This is a genomic window from Micromonospora sp. BRA006-A, from assembly GCF_033433935.1.
Taxonomy (GTDB): Bacteria; Actinomycetota; Actinomycetes; order Mycobacteriales; family Micromonosporaceae; genus Micromonospora; species Micromonospora aurantiaca.
Genome location: NZ_JANCLW010000001.1, coordinates 6,681,049 through 6,697,614, shown reverse-complemented (window position 1 = coordinate 6,697,614; position 16,566 = coordinate 6,681,049). Strand labels below are relative to the sequence as shown.

The window sequence follows — 16,566 nt, the reverse complement described above, 5'->3', positions numbered from 1 at the left end:
CGACGCCAGCGAGACGAGCGGCCGAGCCGAGAAGCGCGGCGATGCGGACCCCGCGGTTTCACGTGAAACGGCTACGAGAGAAGCCGTCGGCACCCGGTGCGGATCGGCCGCCGGATCGTTTGAAGAACGGGCCCGCAGACACCCGAGGTTATCCACAGCAGTTGTCCACAGGCACTCCCCGTTTCACGTGAAACGAAGCGAGGAAACCCTTGCTGAGCAGTGCATAACGCGCTGTGCTGGTGATCTCGGCAGCCTGTGGACAACGTGGTGGACAACCGGTGGGCGGCCAGTGGAACAGGTAGGGACAGGCGTCGCCAACTCGGTTAGGGTCAGCGTCGTGCCGGACACCCCTCCCTCAGTTCCCGACTTCACCCAGTGGCCGTCCTTCCCCTTCGAGGGCGATCTCCGCGTCAAGCAGCTCGACGAACCCGTACCGTTCGAACCTCCCCGCCGTGGCGAGGCGGACCGGGAGTGCACCGCCTGCAACGCGCCCGACGAGGCGTACATCTGGGTCGGTGAGCGGTGGCGCGTCCGCGCCATGGACCGGCCCACCGGCCTGCCGATGGTCCTGATCCTGGAGTCCCGTTCCCACCTGGATCTGGGCGACCTGCCGAACCTGCTCGCCGCCGAGCTGGGCGTGATGACCGTCCGCCTGGAGCGGGCCGTGCGTTCGCTCGACGGGGTGGCCCGGGTCCACGTGAACCGGTGGGGCGACGGGTCGGCGCACCTGCACCTGTGGTTCCTGGCGCGGCCGTACGGGCGGCTGCAACTGCGGGGCACGTTCCTGTCGCTGTGGGACTCGATCCTGCCGCCGATCTCCGAGGACCAGTGGCGGGAGAACCTCGCCATGGTGGCCGCGTGGCTCGCCGAGTTCGGTGGTCGTCCGTTGGCCGAGCCGCCGCGCATCCAATGGCAGGCGCCGTCGAGTCTCTCCGCGACCTCCCCTGCGAACGCCGCTGAGGAGCCCGAGGAGGAGCCCGTCTCGGTGATCGAGGCAGCGGACGAGATCCCCGAGTCCGACGCGGCAGTGGACGTCTCAGACCCCTCGGCGGGCCTGTCGGAGGCCGACCCGGCACCGCAGACCGGCTCGGTGCCGGTATCCGCGCCGGGTAGCGCACCGACGAGCGAAGGCGACGACGAGTCGGGGGACGAGAGCGGAGACGAGAGCGGCCGGCCCGACGCGGTGCGTACCCGGGAGAGCTGAGGTCAGCGGCGGGCGGCGGCCCGGGTCACGAGCGTGCCGAGAACCCGGCCGAAGTCCAGCCCGGCCGCCTGGATCGCCAGCGGCAGGAGCGACGTCTCGGTCATGCCCGGGGAGACGTTCACCTCCAGCACGTGCGGGTCGCCGCCGGCGTCGACGATCAGGTCGACCCGGGACACGTCGCGCAGCCCGAGCGCGGTGTGCGCCGCGAGCGCCACCTCGGTCACCCGGGCGGTCGTCGCGGCGTCGAGCCGGGCGGGCGCGTGCCAGGTGGTACGCCCGGCGGTGTAGCGGGCCGCGTAGTCGTAGACGCCGTTGCGCGGCACGATCTCGACCGGGGGCAGGGCCTGCGGTCCCTTGCCGAGGTCGAGCACGGAGACCGCCACGTCCATCCCGGGTACGTAGCGTTCCACGAGCGCGGTCTGGTCGTACGCGAAACAACCCACCATGGCGGCCGGCAGCGACGCCGCCTCCCGGACCACGGCGGCGCCCAGTCCGGAACCGCCCTGCGCCGGCTTGACCATCAGCGGCAGCCCGAGGCGGTCGACGATGCGGTCCAGGACGGCCACCGCGCCCAGTTCGGAGAAGCGGTCGTGCGGCAGCGCCACCCAGTCGGGCGTGGGGATGCCCGCCTCGCGCAGCACCGCCTTGGCGGACGGCTTGTCCCAGGCGAGGCGGGACGACCGGGCGTCGCAGCCGACGTAGGGCACGTCCCAGAGGTCGAGGACGCCGCGCAGCGAGCCGTCCTCGCCGGTGGCGCCGTGCAGGGCGATCACCACCGCGTCCGGCGGGTCGGCGGTCAGGGCGGGCAGCAGCGCCACGTCCGCGTCGCGCAGTTCCGCCTCGACGCCCACCGCGCGCAGCGCGTCGAGCACCCGGCGGCCCGACCGCAGTGAGACGTCCCGCTCGTAGGAGAGGCCGCCCGCGAGTACGAGCACGTGCAGCTCGTCGGCGGCGGATCCGGTCACGGGAGGCGGTGCGGCGGGGCTGTCGGACATGCGGGCATCATGCCAAGTCGGGGCCGGGCGCGTCCGAGCCGCCCTGGCGGCGGCGCGGTCCGGCACCGCCGACCGCGCCGAAGACCTTGCGCATGGCGATCTCCTGCTCCATCACCCCGGCCAGCCGGCGGACGCCCTCGCGGATCCGCTCCGGCGTCGGGAAGGAGAAGTTGAGTCGCATGTTCCCGGCGCCGGTACCGTCGGCGTAGAAGCCGGTCCCCGGCACGTACGCGACGCGGGCGGCCACTGCCCGCGGCATCATCGCCTTGGAGTCGAGCCCGTCGGGCAGCGTCGCCCAGACGAACAGGCCGCCTTGCGGCCTGGTCCAGGTGGTGCCCTCGGGCATCAGGTCGGCCATCGCGTCGAGCAGCGCGTCCCGGCGCTCACGGTAGATCTCGCGGTAGACCTTGAGCTGCTGCCGCCAGGGCATGGTGCCGAGGTACGTCGAGACGGCCGACTGCGCGTAGGCGCTCGGGCAGAGGATCTGCGCCTCGCTGGCGATGACCAGCTTGTCGCGGACCGCGTGCGGGGCCAGGATCCAGCCCACCCGCAGGCCCGGCGCGAACGTCTTGGAGAACGTGCTCAGATAGAAGACGCCGTGGCGCCGCCGGGCCCGCAGCGGCCGGGGCGCCTCGCCGGAGAAACCGAGCTGACCGTACGGGTCGTCCTCCACCACGAGCAGCCCGGCGCGCTCGCAGATGTCGAGCACCCGCTCGCGCCGCTCCTCGCTCAGCGTCACGCCGGCGGGGTTCTGGTAGGTGGGGATGGTGTAGAGGAACTTCACCCGGCGGCCCGCCCGGGCCAGGTCGGCGATGGCCGTCTCCAGCGCCTCCGGGATGAGCCCCTCGTCGTCCATCGGCACGTGGGCCACCTGGGCCTGGGCGGCCTGGAACACCCCGAGTGCGCCGACGTACGTCGGGCCCTCGGCGAGCACCACGTCACCCGGGTCCAGGAAGAGACGGGCCACCAGGTCGAGGGCCTGCTGGCCGCCGACCGTGACCACCACGTCCTCCGGTGAGGCGCCGCAGGAGGCGTCGATCCCGGACAGGGACATCACCTCGCAGATCCGCTCGCGCAGCTCGGGGGCACCCTGGCCGACGCCGTACTGGAGGGTGGTGGCGCCGTGCTCGGAGCCGAGCCGGCCGAGCATCTCGCCTACCGCGTCGAGCGGCAGCGCCGCGATGTAGGGGGCCCCGCCGGCGAGCGAGACGACCTCCGGCCGGTTGGCCACCGCGAAGAGTGCCCGGATCTCCGAGGCGGTCATCCCGCGGACGCGCCGGGCGTACCGGTCGGTGTAGTCGTCGAGCGTCGTGCCGGTCATGGACATCACCTCGATCGGGTGTCGGCGGGGCTGCCGCCCGGTGTGGTACCCGCGATGCCGACATCCATTGGCGGCGGGGGCCGGTTGGTCGATCGTAGTCCCCGGTGACGGTCGCGGCACCGGCCGTGTGGACACGTCCACATCCCGGACCCGCCGTCGGCCGTCCGGGCGGGGGTTCGCGCGTTCCCTCCCGTACCGCCGGACAGGGGCGTACGATCGCTCGTCGGGAGCAGGAGGGCGCGGGACTCACCGGCGCTCCGAGCCTAGTGGTGGGGTGCGCTCATGTCGCGACGTCTGGTCAGCCTGACCCTGGACACGCTGGAGGACCTGCCTCGATCCTGCCGGAGCTGCGTCTACTGGGAGCTGGATCCGGTCTCCGCGGAACGGGCCTGCGCAGCCGGTGACCCGGGCCTGGAGAAGGAGGCGTGGGTCTCCCAGACGTTGCTGGAGTGGGGTTCCTGCGGCAAGCTCGTCTACGTCGACGGCATGCCGGCCGGTTTCGTCATGTACGCCCCGCCGGCGTACGTCCCGCGCTCGATGGCGTTTCCCACCTCGCCGGTCTCGGCGGACGCGGCGCTGCTGATGACGGCGCACGTGGTGCCCGCCTTCGCCGACGGCGGCCTGGGCCGGATGCTGGTGCAGGGCGTGGCCCGCGACCTGACCAAGCGCGGCATCAAGGCGATCGAGGCGTTCGGCGACGCCAAGTTCGGCGACGACGCGGACGACCCGGCGCGCGCGTGCGTCGCGCCCGCCGACTTCTTCCTCTCGGTGGGCTTCAAGACGGTCCGGCCGCACCCGCGCTACCCGCGCCTGCGGCTGGAGCTGCGGACGGCGCTGAGCTGGAAGTCGGACGTGGAGTACGCGCTGGAGAAGCTGCTCGGCTCGATGAGCCCGGAGACGCTGCTGCGACCGGTCCGCCCGGCGCCCGCCACCCGCTCGACGAGCTGAGCCGCGGGTCAGTCGACGACGGTGCCGGCGGCCACGATCGCCCGCAGTTCGCTCACGTCGATCGAGCCGGTCGGCACGTCCCGCTCGATCGGCAGGTACATCCGCTGCACCCCGGCCACGATGGCCTCGACCACCCGGTCCCGGAAACGCGGGTCGACGAGCCGTCCCCTGTCGTCCGGTGAGGTGAGGTAGCCGACCTCGACGCGTACCGCGGGCATCCGGGTGAGGCGGAGCAGCTCCCACGCCTTGGCGTGGGTACGGCAGTCGCGCAGCCCGGTGCGGGCCACGATCTCCCGCTGCACGAGCCCGGCCAGGCGCTCGCCGGTCGCCGACGTGACGCCGTTGTCGGTGCCGTAGTGGTAGGTCGCCACCCCCTCGGCCTCCGGGTTGGCGTGCCCGTCGGTGTGCAGGGAGATGAACACGTCGGCGCCGAGGGAGTTGGCGAGCTGGGCCCGGTCCGCGTCCGGCAGGCACGCGCCGGGCGACGGGCCCCGGGTGAGCTGCACCCGTACGCCCGCGGCGGCGAGCCGCCCCTCCAGCCGGCTGGCGAGGTCGTGCACGAGGTCCGCCTCGGTCCAGCGCAGCGTGCCGTCGGGCACCACCACGCCCGGGTCGGTGCCGCCGTGCCCCGGGTCGATCACCACGGTCCGCCCGACGAGCGTCGGACCGGCCTGCCGGATGGCGTCGGACTCGCGCAGCCACTGCGGGCGCCCGCCGACCACCTTGCGGCCGAGGCGGCGCAGCGCGTTGACTGTGTGCGGCCCGCACGAGCCGTCCGGTTTCAGGCCCATCTCCCGCTGGAACTGCGCCACCGCGCGGGAGGTACGGATGCCGTAGATGGCGTCGGCGCGGCCCACGTCGTACCCCATCTCCAGCAGCCGTTCCTGGAGCGAGCGGACGTCCTCGCCGGTCAGCGGCTCGGGCACGGCGTGGTACAGCGCGCGGGCGCCGAACCGCCAGCGGGCCGCGTCGAGCGCCCGCCACGTCTCGGCGCCGACCCGCCCGTCGACGCTGAGGCCGCGGGACTGCTGGAAGGCCCGTACCGCGCGTTCGGTCTGGGCGTCGTAGTCGTCACCCGCGGCCTCGGCGGGGAGAAGCTCCAAGCCGGCGAGGACGGTACGGATCTCGGCCACCGCCGGTCCCTGGTCACCGGGTCGGATCGGACGCACGACGACCCCCTCTGCACGGACGTTGGCGGACCGGAACTCCGACGGATGCTTACGGAGCGTACCGTGGCCGATACCCGACGGGTTCGCGTTCATGCAGGTCAGGAAAGCCGGAACCCCCGCCACCGGGGGTGGTGACGGGGGTTGCGGCGGTGTCGGTACGGCTCAGAGCGCCGACTCGATGAGCTTGACCAGTTCGCCCTTCGGCTTGGCGCCGGCGATCGACTGCACCGGCTGGCCGTTCTTGAAGATGGTCAGCGTCGGCACCGACATGATCCGGTAGGCGCGGGCCGTCTCCGGGTTCTCGTCGATGTTGAGCTTGACGATGGTGACCTGGTCCTTCATCTCGCCCGCGATCTCCTCCAGCAGCGGCGAGACCTTGCGGCAGGGGCCGCACCACTCCGCCCAGAAGTCGACCAGAACCGGCTTGTCGGACTGCAGCACGTCACTGACGAAGCTGGCGTCCGTGACCGCCTTGGTTGCTCCCACTATGAACTCTCCTCCTCCGAACCTTGCTCGTGGAACTCTCAGCCCTGGATGGTGGCGATGAACCGCTCGGCGTCCAGCGCGGCGGCGCAGCCGGTGCCGGCCGCCGTGATGGCCTGCCGGTAGGTGTGGTCGACGACGTCGCCCGCCGCGAACACACCGGGCACGCTGGTACGGGTACTGGGGGCCTCCACCTTCACGTACCCCTCGTCGTCCAGCTCCACCTGACCGCGGAACAGCTCGCTGCGCGGGTCGTGCCCGATCGCCACGAACACGCCCGTGACGTCGAGCACCTTGCTCTCGCCGGTGTGCACGTTGCGCACCCGTACGCCGTTGACCTTGCCGTCGTCGCCGAGGATCTCCTCGACCACGGAGTTCCACTCGACCTTGATCTTCTCGTTGCCCAGCGCCCGGTCCGCCATGATCTTGCTGGCGCGGAACGAGTCGCGGCGATGGATGATCGTCACCGACTCGGCGAACCGGGTGAGGAAGCTCGCCTCCTCCATCGCCGAGTCGCCGCCGCCGACCACCACGATGTGCTGGTTGCGGAAGAAGAAGCCGTCACACGTGGCACAGGACGACACGCCGTGGCCGAGGTATTCCTGCTCGCCCGGCACACCCAGCGGACGCCAGGCCGAACCGGTGGAGAGGATGACGGCGCGGGCGCGGTAGGTGGTCTCGCCCACCCACACGGTGCTCACCGCGTCGGAGCCGATCTCGCCGGTGTCCTTCAGCTCGACCCGCGTCACGTCGTCGGTGAGGAACTCGGCGCCGAAGCGCTCGGCCTGCTTGCGCATGTTGTCCATCAGCTCGGGGCCGAGGATGCCGTCCGCGAAGCCGGGGAAGTTCTCCACCTCGGTGGTGGTCATCAGCGCGCCACCCGACTGCACGCCCTCGATCACCAGGGGCTTCAGGTTGGCGCGGGCGGCGTAGACCGCCGCCGTGTAGCCGGCCGGACCGGAGCCGATGATGATCAGGTTGCGGACCTCGTCCACTGCCGTCTCCCGATGTGTGTGTTCGTCACCGGCCGCACCGATGTCGATCCCGAGTGCCGACGGCTCAGGGGGCGCCGGCGCCTGACTTGCAGAACGTCATCGTACGAAGCGGGGATTCCCGAGCCGGTCATCCGGTGGGTCAGGTCACGTGGCGGGACAAGCGTCGGGACCGCGTTTTCACCCTACCCGCGTCCGGAACCGCGTGTCCGCGCCGGACCCGGGTACCCCGCACTCCGGCCCGCTCACCCAGCCCCACCGGGCGCCGGCCGCGTCCGCGAACGTCACCACGAGCGCCGGAGCGCCCTGGAAGCGGGCGTAGTCGACCATGTTCACGGTGAGCGGCCCGGCGCCGTGCTCGGCCCCGATCGCGGTGAGGCACGCGGCGAGCGTCTCCGGCCGGGTCAGCCGGTCCAGCCCGCCGAGGGCGCTGAGGCGCTGATCCTCGCGGAACAGGGGCGTCTCCGCGCCGTCCTTCGCCGCGCCCGACGGCCCGGCCATGTCCCCCGGGATCGGCTTCGCTCCGGTGGGCGCCCGGTCGGCGGCGAGGCGTTCCGGTGTCCAGTCGGTGCCGCTGCGCACTGCCGGTCCGGTGGTCCGGTACGGCGCGGCCGCCATCGGCGCCGCCTCCCCGCCCGCTCGGTCAGCCGTGCCGACACCGCCGCCGCCCGAGTCGGCCATCCGGCCCACACCGAGCCCCACCGCGGCGACCGAGGCCGCGGCCAGCGCCACCGGCCCGGCGATCCGGGCCCAGCGCCGGGGGCGACGGCCGGGGCCGCTGTGCCGGTCGGGACGGGGTGCCGTGCCGGGTGGCCGGCTCGCGCCGCCGGGCTGCGCCGGCACGAGCGGCGTACCGTCGCGCAGCGCGGGACCGGCCCCGGCGAGCGCCGCGGTGATCCGGTCGGCCACCGCCTGCGGCATCTCCGGCGCGGGGCCCGCGGCCCAGCCGGCCAGATCGGCGCCGGCCAGGTCGACCGCCTCGGCGAGATTCGCGTACGCGGCACGCCACGCCGGGTCCTGCTGGACCAGCCGGGCCACTGTCGCCTGCTCGGGGGTGCCGTCCAGCGCCCCGCCGAGGTAGTCGGCGAGCAGGTCGTGGTCGACCTCGCTGAACTCCCGGGAAGTCACGGCTCCTCCTGGCTGACGGCCTGCCGGGAAGCTCCCGACGAGGATCCGACGCCCTCGGGGCGCCTGCGGTTCCCGGAGGTGAGCCGCGGCACGTCCTCGGCCGGTGCGTCGGTGCCGGTCCGCAGGTGCCCGAGCAGGACGGCGAGGCGGGCCCGGCCCCTGGCGCACCGGCTCTTCACAGTTCCCTCGGCGACGCCGAGCATGGCGGCGACCTCGGCCACCGGGTAGCCCTGCACGTCGACCAGGACCAGCGCGGCCCGCTGCTCGGCGGGCAGTGCGGCGAGCGCCTGCCGGACCACCAGCGCGGTGTCGTGGTCGCGGGCCGGCGCGGCCGGTTCCGTGCCGCCGGTGTGCCGGCCGGGTTCGCCGTCGGTGTGCACGCCGTCCGGCAACGGGACCGTGGCGTGGGTCTGCCGCCGCCGGATCCGGTCCAGGCAGGCGTTCACCACGATGCGGTGCAGCCAGGTGGTGACCGCCGAGTCGCCCCGGAACCGGGCCGCCGCGCGGTGCGCCGACAGCATGGCGTCCTGGAGGGCGTCGGCGGCCTCCTCGCGGTCGCCGATCGTCCGCAGCGCGACCGCCCAGAGGCGGTCCCGGTGCCGTTGGAACAGCTCGGTGAAGGCGTCCCGGTCGCCGGCCGCGTGCGCACGCAGCAGCTCCAGGTCGGAGCGGCCGGGTGGCACGCCGTCGCGTTCCGCCATCACCACATCCGGTGGAGGTGGCGCGGCGGGTACGGCGGCCGGGTCACGAGCCCTGGACCACGATCTCCTGGACGCCGAGCTTCCAGCTGTTGCCGCTGTCCTTCGCCGGCAGCTTGGTGATCCAGAACAGCAGGTACTGGTACTTCTGGTCCGGCTCGAAGGCGTTGAAGATCATCTTGGTGCCGCCGTCCTCGTTCGGCGGCCCGACCACCGTGGAGTACGCGTTCACGAGCTGCTTGTCGCCGGAGGAGCTGGACGGGAAGTCGCCACGGGCGCCGGTGCGCAGCTCGACGGTGGCGCCGGTGGCCGACAGCGTGGCCTCCAGCTGCTTGACCGTGTGCGGGGCGCCCAGGTCGATCCAGACGCCCATGCCCTTCTTGAGGCCGCCGAACTTGGCGTTGTTGCGGTAGCTGTTGGTCTCCCAGCCCTCGTCGTCGTTGCCGTCGATCACCTTCTCGGCGTTGCGCACCTCAGCGCGGTCGCCGTCCGGGTCGATGATCCGTACGTCCTGGATGGTGAGCTTGCGGACCTGTGCGGCGGGCTCGGCGCCACCCCCGGTGGCCGGCGCGCTGTTAGACGGCTGGGCGACCGGCTCCTTGTCGCCGTCGTCGCCGCCACCGAGTGCGTTGATGCCGATGAGCAGCCCGACCAGGGCGACCGCCAGCAGGCCGGCGATGCCGATGGCGACCTTGCGGCCACCGGCCGCGGCCAGCGGGGAGGGCTCCTCGCCGGGGTCGGCGGTGAAGCGCAGCGGGCCGGCCTGCTCCAGGAACTGCTCGTCGGCGGGGATGTCGAGCCGGCTCAGCTCGGCGGCCAGCACGTCCGACGACGGCGGGGGGATCTCCGGGTCGAGTAGGTCCATGGTCAGGTCGTCGAGGTAGGCCGGCACCCCGGCGCGCATCTGCCGGGGCGCGGCGATGGCGCCGCCGGCGTCCCGGACGGCGTCCGGCAGGGCGGCGCGGCCGTGCCCGGCGGTGGCGCCGTGCAGCGGGGCCTCGCCGTGCGGCCAGTGCCCGGTCAGGGCGAAGTAGAGCACCCCGCCGACCGCGCGCAGGTCGTTCTCCTGGCTGTCCGCGCCGTCGGTACGCGCGTCGGCGAGCACCACCCGGCCGTCGTCGCTGATCATGACGGTGCCGGGGTGGAGGTTGCCGTGCACCATGCCGGTGGCGTGCACGGCGGCGAGGGCGCTGGCGACGGCGTTGCCGATCGCGGTGGCCCGGGCCGGGTCCAGCGGCCCGTCGGCGGCGACCATTTCGCGCAGCGACTGCCCGTCGACCCACTCGCGGACCACGTAGGCCCGGTCGTCCTCGTCGATCGCGTCGTAGACGCCGACCAGGTTGGGGTGGATGACGCGGCTCGCGGCGACCGCGGCCTGAAGCATCTCGGTGGCGGAGTCGCCACCCGGGTAGCGGAGGACCACGGCGACGGGACGGCGGAGCACCACGTCGACACCGCGCCAGACCAACCGGCCCGCGCTGTCGTTGTTGATGTGCTCGACCAGTTCGTACCGCTCCGCGAGCAGCTCACCGACCGTGGGAGCACCGAAGGTCACGACCGCAGGAGAGGTCTCCTCCGCTTCCTGACCCTCGCCGACCTGGGTCACCCGTCCTCCCTCGGTGATCGCGTCGATCGATGGACCCGTGCTGCTGGGCATGTGGCTTCCCGCTCTGCCTTCGGTGGAACGGCCGCGGTGTCGACACCCGCGTCGATCCCGGTCGTACCCGTCGAGAGCGACCTTACCCGGGATGCCCGGTTCTCCGACATGTCATCTTCCCGCTGTGACCGGCCGGAAGGCCAGTCGCCGCGGGCCCCGACCGGCTCGCCCGCCCACCCGGCGGGCGAGCCGGACACGCACCGCCAATCTAGAGGTTGACGGCAAGGAGGCGGCACAGGGGCGTACCGGTGCGGCGGCGGGGAGGTTTTCCCCGCCCCGGCCTGCGCTCCCTCGTCCGTACGGTTGGTTGTCCACAGGCCGAGAGGCCCAGTGGACGGCGGAATTCCAAGTTATCCACAGCCGTATCCCCAGCCTGGTGATCCTCGTTCACCGTCGGTCACCGAGCGGGTCAACGCCCGAGGCGCCGCCGGACCATCCCGACCACCTCGGTGATCTCGCCGATCCGCAGCACCATGGCGAGCCCGAGGTAGGTCGCGCCGATCGCCGCGCCGCCGATCACCAACTGGACCGCCGCGGCGAGCCAGCTCAGGCTCTCCGGGTCGCCGGGGAGCACCGCGACCACGAGCAGGCCGACGACCGCCGCGCCGAGCGCCGCCACGACCACCCGGCCGAGCGTCCGCATGATCCCGCCCAGTCCGATCCGGCCCACCCGGGGCCGCAGCAGCATCGCCGAGATGATCGCCGCCGCCAGGTACGACACGGCGTTGCCGAGCATCATCCCGGCCGCCGCGAACGTGTTCGAGAAGAGCAGGAACAGGCCCACCTGGAGCAGCACGCGCAGCGCCACCACCGGGATGTTGATCAGAGCGGGGGTACGGGTGTCCGGCAGCGCGTAGAACGCGAAGGTGAAGAGCTGGCTCACCGCGAACGGCACCAGGCCGAGCGCCGCCACCAGCAGCACCGTCGACGTGGCCACCGCGTTGTCGCCGGTGAACGCGCCGTACCGGAACACCACCACCGAGATCGGCGCGGCCAGCACCGCGTAGCAGACCGCGATGGGTGCGAGCACCGCGGTGACCATCCGGGTGCCCCGGGACAGGTCGGCGGTGACGTCGCGGAACCGGTTCTCGGCCGCCGCCGCGCTCATCCGGGGCATCAGCGCGGTGATGATCGAGACCGCGATGATGCCGTGCGCCATCATCAGCAGCAGGAACACGTTGTTGTAGATCAGCAGGCCGGCGTTCTCGCCGTCCCCGCCGGCGGCCCGGTTGAGCAGGTTGACCACCACGAAGAGGCCGAGCTGGTTGACCGCGACGTAGCAGAACATCCAGGCGCCGAGCCGGGCCAGCTCGCGCAGCCCCAGCTCGCGGAAGTCGAACCGCGCCTTCCACCGGAAGCCGACCTTGCGCAGCGCGGGCAGCAGGCCGACCGCCTGCACCGCCACGCCCAGCAGCGTGCCGCCGCCGACCAGCAGGATCCGGTCCCAGCCCACCTCCTCGGGCCGGAGGCCGGTCGCGCCGAAGACGACGATGTACAGGCCGAACGTGCCGATCGAGACGAGGTTGTTGAGGATCGGCGCCCACATCGGGGCGGCGAAGTGCCCCCTGGTGTTCAGCACCGCGGCGATCAGCGCGCTGATGCCGGTGAAGAACAGCATCGGCAGCATCAGGTACGACAGCCGGGTGACGAGCGTGGTGTACGCCGGATCGTCGCCGCCGGCCGCGTACACGGCGGTCAGCACCGGGGCCAGCAGCACCGCGATCAGCGCGGTCGCTGCCAGCGCCAGCACCGCGAGGGTCAGCAGGCGCTGCGCGTACGCCTCGCCCCGGTCCGCGTCGATCTTGCGGCGGCGCACCAGCACCGGCACCAGGACGCTCGTCAGCACGCCGCCGAGCAGGAACTCGTACACCTGGTTGGGCAGGAACTGGGCGGTGGTGAACGCGTCGCCGACCATCGTGCCGAGCGCGGCGCCGATCATCAGGTTGCGGATGAACCCCGTACCCCGGCTCACCAGGCTGCCGATCGCCATCACCGCGCTGTTCGCCGCGGCGCTGGTCTCGGCGACCACCTCCTGCGGCGGTGCGACGGCCTCGACGCCGGGCTGGTTCAGCGGCTCGGCCGAGATGAAGGTGGCGCCGTCGTCCGGCGGCAGGCCGCCGCCGTGCGCGTTCGCGCTGCGGTAGAGCCCGCCGCTCATCTGCCAGCCTCCAGGGGGTACGTGGCGATCGGGCCCGGCCGGCCCCGCCCAACCGGAACCTTAGTCAACCCGGACCCGTTACCCGCGCCCGGCGCGGTCGATCCACCTCCGGCCCGATAGGCTGGCGATCCCATGTCCGAAGCCTCCGCCTCCCACGCCGCCGACCGCCGCGAACTGACCGCCGCGCAGCGCAACGCCGTCGCCGAACTGCTCCGAGTCTCACCGGTCGCCGACGAGCTGGGCCGGCGCTTCGCCCGGGCCGGTCACGAACTGCACCTGGTGGGCGGATCCGTCCGCGACGCGCTGCTCGGACGGCTCGGCAACGACCTCGACTTCTGCACCGACGCCCACCCGGACGAGACCATCAAGGTCATCCGCGGCTGGGCCGAGTCGATCTGGGAGACCGGACGCGAGTTCGGCACCATCGCCTGCCAGCGAGACGGCCTCAACCTGGAGATCACCACCTTCCGGGCGGAGGTCTACGACCAGGTCAGCCGCAACCCGGTGGTGCAGTACGGCACCAGCCTGACCGAGGACCTCAAGCGCCGCGACTTCACCGTCAACGCGATGGCGGTCAGCCTGCCCGACCACCGGTTCACCGACCCGTACGGCGGGCTGGCCGACCTGGCCGCAAAGATCATCCGTACCCCCGGGACGCCGCAGGAGTCGTTCCGCGACGACCCGCTGCGGATGCTGCGCGCGGCCCGGTTCGCCGCCCAGCTCCGCTTCGCCGTCCACCCGGACGTCCGGGCCGCGATGACCGAGATGGCCGGCGACCTGGACCGGATCACCGCCGAGCGGATCCGGGACGAGTTCACCAAGTTGCTCTGCGGCGCCGACCCGATCACCGGGCTGCGCCTGCTCGTCGACACCGGGCTGGCCGAGCGCTTCCTGCCCGAGCTGACCGGCCTGAAGCTCACCATCGACGAGCACGCCCAGCACAAGGACGTCTACGAGCACACGCTCACAGTGGTCAGCAACGCCATGTCGCTGGAGTCCGACGGCTGCGACTTCGTGCTGCGGATGGCCGCGCTCATGCACGACGTCGGCAAGCCGGCCACCAAGGCGGTCGGCGCGGACGGCCGGGTCAGCTTCCACCACCACGAGGTGGTCGGCGCCCGGCTGACCAAGAACCGGATGAAGGCGATGCGCTACTCCAAGGAGATCACCTCCCAGGTGGTCAAGCTGGTCGGGCTGCACCTGCGCTTCTACGGGTACGGCCGGGGCGAGTGGACCGACTCGGCGGTGCGCCGGTACGTCACCGACGCCGGCGACCTGTTGTCCCGGCTGCACAAGCTGACCCGTTCCGACTGCACCACCCGCAACCGGCGCAAGGCGGCCCAGCTCGCGGCCGACTACGACGCGCTGGAGGAGCGGATCGCCCGGATCGCCGCCGAGGAGGACCTGGCCCGGGTCCGTCCCGACCTGGACGGCAACGCGATCATGGAGCTGCTCGGCGTACCGCCGGGGCCGGTGGTCGGCCGGGCCTGGCAGCACCTCAAGGAGCTGCGCCTGGAGCGCGGGCCGCTGGACCGCGACGAGGCCGAGGCGGAGCTGCTGCGCTGGGCGCGCGACGAGGGCATCACCGGCTGAGCCCTCGGCGTCCGGGATCTGACGACGATACGGCGGCGTGTCGACCGAACGGTTGACCCGTTCCGGTCGATGTCTCCCGCATGATGAGCATCGGCAGCCGCCGGATCGACAGATGCGGCTGTGCTGATCTCATCCGCCCGTCTGCTCCGGACGGTCGCTGGACACGGGGAGTCAATTCGTGACACGTCACGGCGGCCTGCGCCGCTCCGCGCTCGTGGGGCTGGCCCTCACAAGCGCCACCTCCATCCTCTGCGCCACAGTCGCCGGGCCGGCCCTCGCCGACCCGAAGCGACCGCCGATCAGTGGCGCCGGCACGGCCGAGGCGGTGCCCGGCCGCTACATCGTGGTCCTCAAGAAGGGCAAGACCACCCCGGCCAAGGTGAAGTCTGCCGCGTCCGCGCTGGCCGGCGAGCACGGCGGCACCGTCCGCCGGGTCTTCGGCAAGGCCCTGAACGGCTATTCGGCCACGATGGACGCCCGGCAGGCCGCGCGGCTCGCCGCCGACCCGGACGTCGAGTACGTCCAGCAGGTCCAGCGCTGGAGTACCGCCGGCACCCAGACCACTCCGCCGTGGGGCCTGGACCGGATCGACCAGCTCAAGACCCGGACCGACGGCAAGTACACCTATCCGTCGACCGGCGCCGGGGTGACCGCGTACGTGATCGACACCGGCATCGACATCGACCACCAGGATTTCGGCGGGCGCGCCCGCAACGGCTACGACGCGGTCGAGCAGGACGACGTCGCGCAGGACTGCGACGGGCACGGCACGCACGTGGCGGGCACGATCGGCGGTACGACGTACGGCGTCGCCAAGGCCGTCGACCTGGTCGCCGTCCGGGTCCTCGACTGCTCCGGCAGCGGCGACACCGAGCAGGTGATCGCCGGCATCGAGTGGGTCACCGCCAACGCCACCGGGCCGTCCGTGGCGAACATGAGCCTCGGCGTCGACCGCGTCGACCAGGCCGTCAACGACGCGGTCACCCGTTCGATCGCGTCCGGCATCACCTACGCGGTCGCCGCCGGCAACAGCATGCAGGACGCCTGCGGTTCCTCGCCGGCGAGCGTGCCCGCCGCCATCACCGTCGGCGCCACCGACCGGGTCGACATGCGCGCCTGGTTCTCCAACTACGGCCGCTGCCTGGACCTGTTCGCCCCCGGCACCGGCATCGTCTCGGCCAAGGCCGGCAGCAGCGCCGGCACGGAGTCGATGAGCGGCACCTCGATGGCGTCCCCGCACGTGGCGGGCGCCGCCGCGCTGCTGCTGGAGGAGCACCCGGGCTGGTCGCCGCAGCAGGTGCGCGACTCGGTCGTGACCACCGGCATCGGCGGCGCGGTGCACGACATCATGGGCTCCACCGACCGGCTGCTGCACATCGGCTCGGCCGCGACGGCCCGCGGCTCGTACGGGCTCAAGGCCCGGGTCAACGGCCGCTACGTCACCGCGGAGAGCGCCGGGACGAAGCCGCTGATCGCCCGGGGCACGGCCATCGGCGCCTGGGAGAAGTACGACGTGGTCGACGCCGGCGGAGGCCTGTTCGGCCTGCGGGCGCGGGTCACGAACAAGTTCGTCACGGCGGAGAGCGCCGGGGCGAAGCCGCTGATCGCCCGCTCGGCCACCATCGGCGCGTGGGAGAAGTTCCAGATCGTCGACAACACCGACGGCACGATCAGCCTGAAGGCGGCGATCAACGGCAAGTACGTCACCGCGCCGAGCGCCACCTCCCCGCTGATCGCCAGCAAGACCGCGATCGGCACCGCCGAGAAGTTCGACTTCGACGCCCCGGCGCCCCTCGTGAGCATCAAGTCGGTGGCCAGTGGCAAGTTCGTCACGGCGGAGAGCGCCGGGGCGAAGCCGCTGATCGCCCGCTCGGCGACCGTCGGCGCCTGGGAGAAGTACGAGCTGGTGAACGTCGGTGACGGCTACGGCACCTTCGGCCTGAAGGCCCAGATCAACGGCAAGTTCGTCACGGCGGAGAGCGCCGGGGCGAAGCCGCTGATCGCCCGGGGCGCCTCGATCGGCGCGTGGGAGGGGATGTCGTTCCTCGACTACAACGCCGACGGCTCGGTCTACCTGTACGCGAACATCAACGAGAAGGCGGTCACCGCCGGCAGCGCCGGCACCAGCCAGCTCATCGCCGGCCGGACCATCGACTGGAACAGCCCGACCCTCGGCCTGGGCGCCGGCGAGAAGTTCGTCGTCGCCGTGCTCTGACCCGT

At 72.5% G+C, this 16,566-nt stretch carries 13 protein-coding genes; 4 read left to right on the top strand and 9 right to left on the bottom strand.

The window, feature by feature from the left end:
* The first annotated feature begins 337 nt into the window (after positions 1-337).
* Entirely contained in the window at positions 338-1,204 is an 867-nt protein-coding gene (locus NMK34_RS30695) for a hypothetical protein (RefSeq protein WP_318336218.1), read from the top strand.
* A 2-nt stretch (positions 1,205-1,206) separates the two neighbouring features.
* On the opposite strand, the gene NMK34_RS30690 is transcribed toward NMK34_RS30695, so the two are convergent.
* Positions 1,207-2,199: a D-alanine--D-alanine ligase gene (locus NMK34_RS30690; protein WP_318336217.1), complete on the bottom strand. Its 993-nt coding sequence runs from the start codon at positions 2,197-2,199 to the stop codon at positions 1,207-1,209.
* Between the two features lie 7 nt (positions 2,200-2,206).
* Positions 2,207-3,520, bottom strand: a complete 1,314-nt coding sequence (locus NMK34_RS30685) for a PLP-dependent aminotransferase family protein (RefSeq protein ID WP_318336216.1) — start codon at positions 3,518-3,520, stop codon at positions 2,207-2,209.
* 282 nt (positions 3,521-3,802) lie between these two features.
* Between NMK34_RS30685 and NMK34_RS30680 the strand changes: the two genes are divergently transcribed.
* Positions 3,803-4,468 carry a hypothetical protein gene (locus NMK34_RS30680; RefSeq protein ID WP_013289377.1) on the top strand — a complete coding sequence of 222 codons (666 nt, stop codon included), beginning with the start codon at positions 3,803-3,805 and terminating at the stop codon, positions 4,466-4,468.
* Between the two features lie 8 nt (positions 4,469-4,476).
* On the opposite strand, the gene NMK34_RS30675 is transcribed toward NMK34_RS30680, so the two are convergent.
* The 7 genes from NMK34_RS30675 to murJ all read right to left on the bottom strand — a co-directional run bounded on the left by NMK34_RS30675 (position 4,477) and on the right by murJ (position 12,753).
* Complete coding sequence (locus tag NMK34_RS30675; protein WP_318336215.1) at positions 4,477-5,637, bottom strand: N-acetylmuramoyl-L-alanine amidase; 1,161 nt, start codon at positions 5,635-5,637, stop codon at positions 4,477-4,479.
* Between the two features lie 162 nt (positions 5,638-5,799).
* Positions 5,800-6,123, bottom strand: a complete 324-nt coding sequence (gene trxA / locus NMK34_RS30670; RefSeq protein WP_318336214.1) for a thioredoxin — start codon at positions 6,121-6,123, stop codon at positions 5,800-5,802.
* Between the two features lie 38 nt (positions 6,124-6,161).
* Positions 6,162-7,115, bottom strand: a complete 954-nt coding sequence (trxB, locus tag NMK34_RS30665; protein WP_318336213.1) for a thioredoxin-disulfide reductase — start codon at positions 7,113-7,115, stop codon at positions 6,162-6,164.
* A 177-nt stretch (positions 7,116-7,292) separates the two neighbouring features.
* Positions 7,293-8,240 (bottom strand): hypothetical protein, encoded by a 948-nt coding sequence (locus tag NMK34_RS30660; protein WP_318336212.1) that lies wholly within the window; start codon positions 8,238-8,240, stop codon positions 7,293-7,295.
* Positions 8,237-8,941: an RNA polymerase sigma factor SigM gene (gene sigM / locus NMK34_RS30655; RefSeq protein WP_318336211.1), complete on the bottom strand. Its 705-nt coding sequence runs from the start codon at positions 8,939-8,941 to the stop codon at positions 8,237-8,239. Before sigM ends, NMK34_RS30660 begins: the two co-directional genes overlap by 4 nt.
* A 43-nt stretch (positions 8,942-8,984) precedes the next feature.
* Positions 8,985-10,595, bottom strand: a complete 1,611-nt coding sequence (locus NMK34_RS30650; RefSeq protein ID WP_318336210.1) for a protein kinase family protein — start codon at positions 10,593-10,595, stop codon at positions 8,985-8,987.
* Between the two features lie 409 nt (positions 10,596-11,004).
* Entirely contained in the window at positions 11,005-12,753 is a 1,749-nt protein-coding gene (gene murJ / locus NMK34_RS30645) for a murein biosynthesis integral membrane protein MurJ (RefSeq protein ID WP_318336209.1), read from the bottom strand.
* A gap of 132 nt (positions 12,754-12,885) precedes the next feature.
* Here murJ and NMK34_RS30640 point away from each other — a divergent pair, with 132 nt between their 5' ends.
* Positions 12,886-14,346, top strand: a complete 1,461-nt coding sequence (locus NMK34_RS30640) for a CCA tRNA nucleotidyltransferase (protein ID WP_318336208.1) — start codon at positions 12,886-12,888, stop codon at positions 14,344-14,346.
* A 178-nt stretch (positions 14,347-14,524) separates the two neighbouring features.
* Complete coding sequence (locus NMK34_RS30635; RefSeq protein ID WP_318336207.1) at positions 14,525-16,561, top strand: S8 family serine peptidase; 2,037 nt, start codon at positions 14,525-14,527, stop codon at positions 16,559-16,561.
* Positions 16,562-16,566 lie beyond the last annotated feature (5 nt).

Bases quoted from the DNA above. Each gene is read 5' to 3' on its own strand.
- NMK34_RS30690 (WP_318336217.1), bottom strand. From the start codon at position 2,199: ATGTCCGACAGCCCCGCCGCACCGCCTCCCGTGACCGGATCCGCCGCC.
- NMK34_RS30680 (WP_013289377.1), top strand. From the start codon at position 3,803: ATGTCGCGACGTCTGGTCAGCCTGACCCTGGACACGCTGGAGGACCTG.
- NMK34_RS30685 (WP_318336216.1), bottom strand. From the start codon at position 3,520: ATGACCGGCACGACGCTCGACGACTACACCGACCGGTACGCCCGGCGC.
- NMK34_RS30640 (WP_318336208.1), top strand. From the start codon at position 12,886: ATGTCCGAAGCCTCCGCCTCCCACGCCGCCGACCGCCGCGAACTGACC.
- sigM (WP_318336211.1), bottom strand. From the start codon at position 8,941: ATGGCGGAACGCGACGGCGTGCCACCCGGCCGCTCCGACCTGGAGCTG.
- murJ (WP_318336209.1), bottom strand. From the start codon at position 12,753: ATGAGCGGCGGGCTCTACCGCAGCGCGAACGCGCACGGCGGCGGCCTG.
- NMK34_RS30650 (WP_318336210.1), bottom strand. From the start codon at position 10,595: ATGCCCAGCAGCACGGGTCCATCGATCGACGCGATCACCGAGGGAGGA.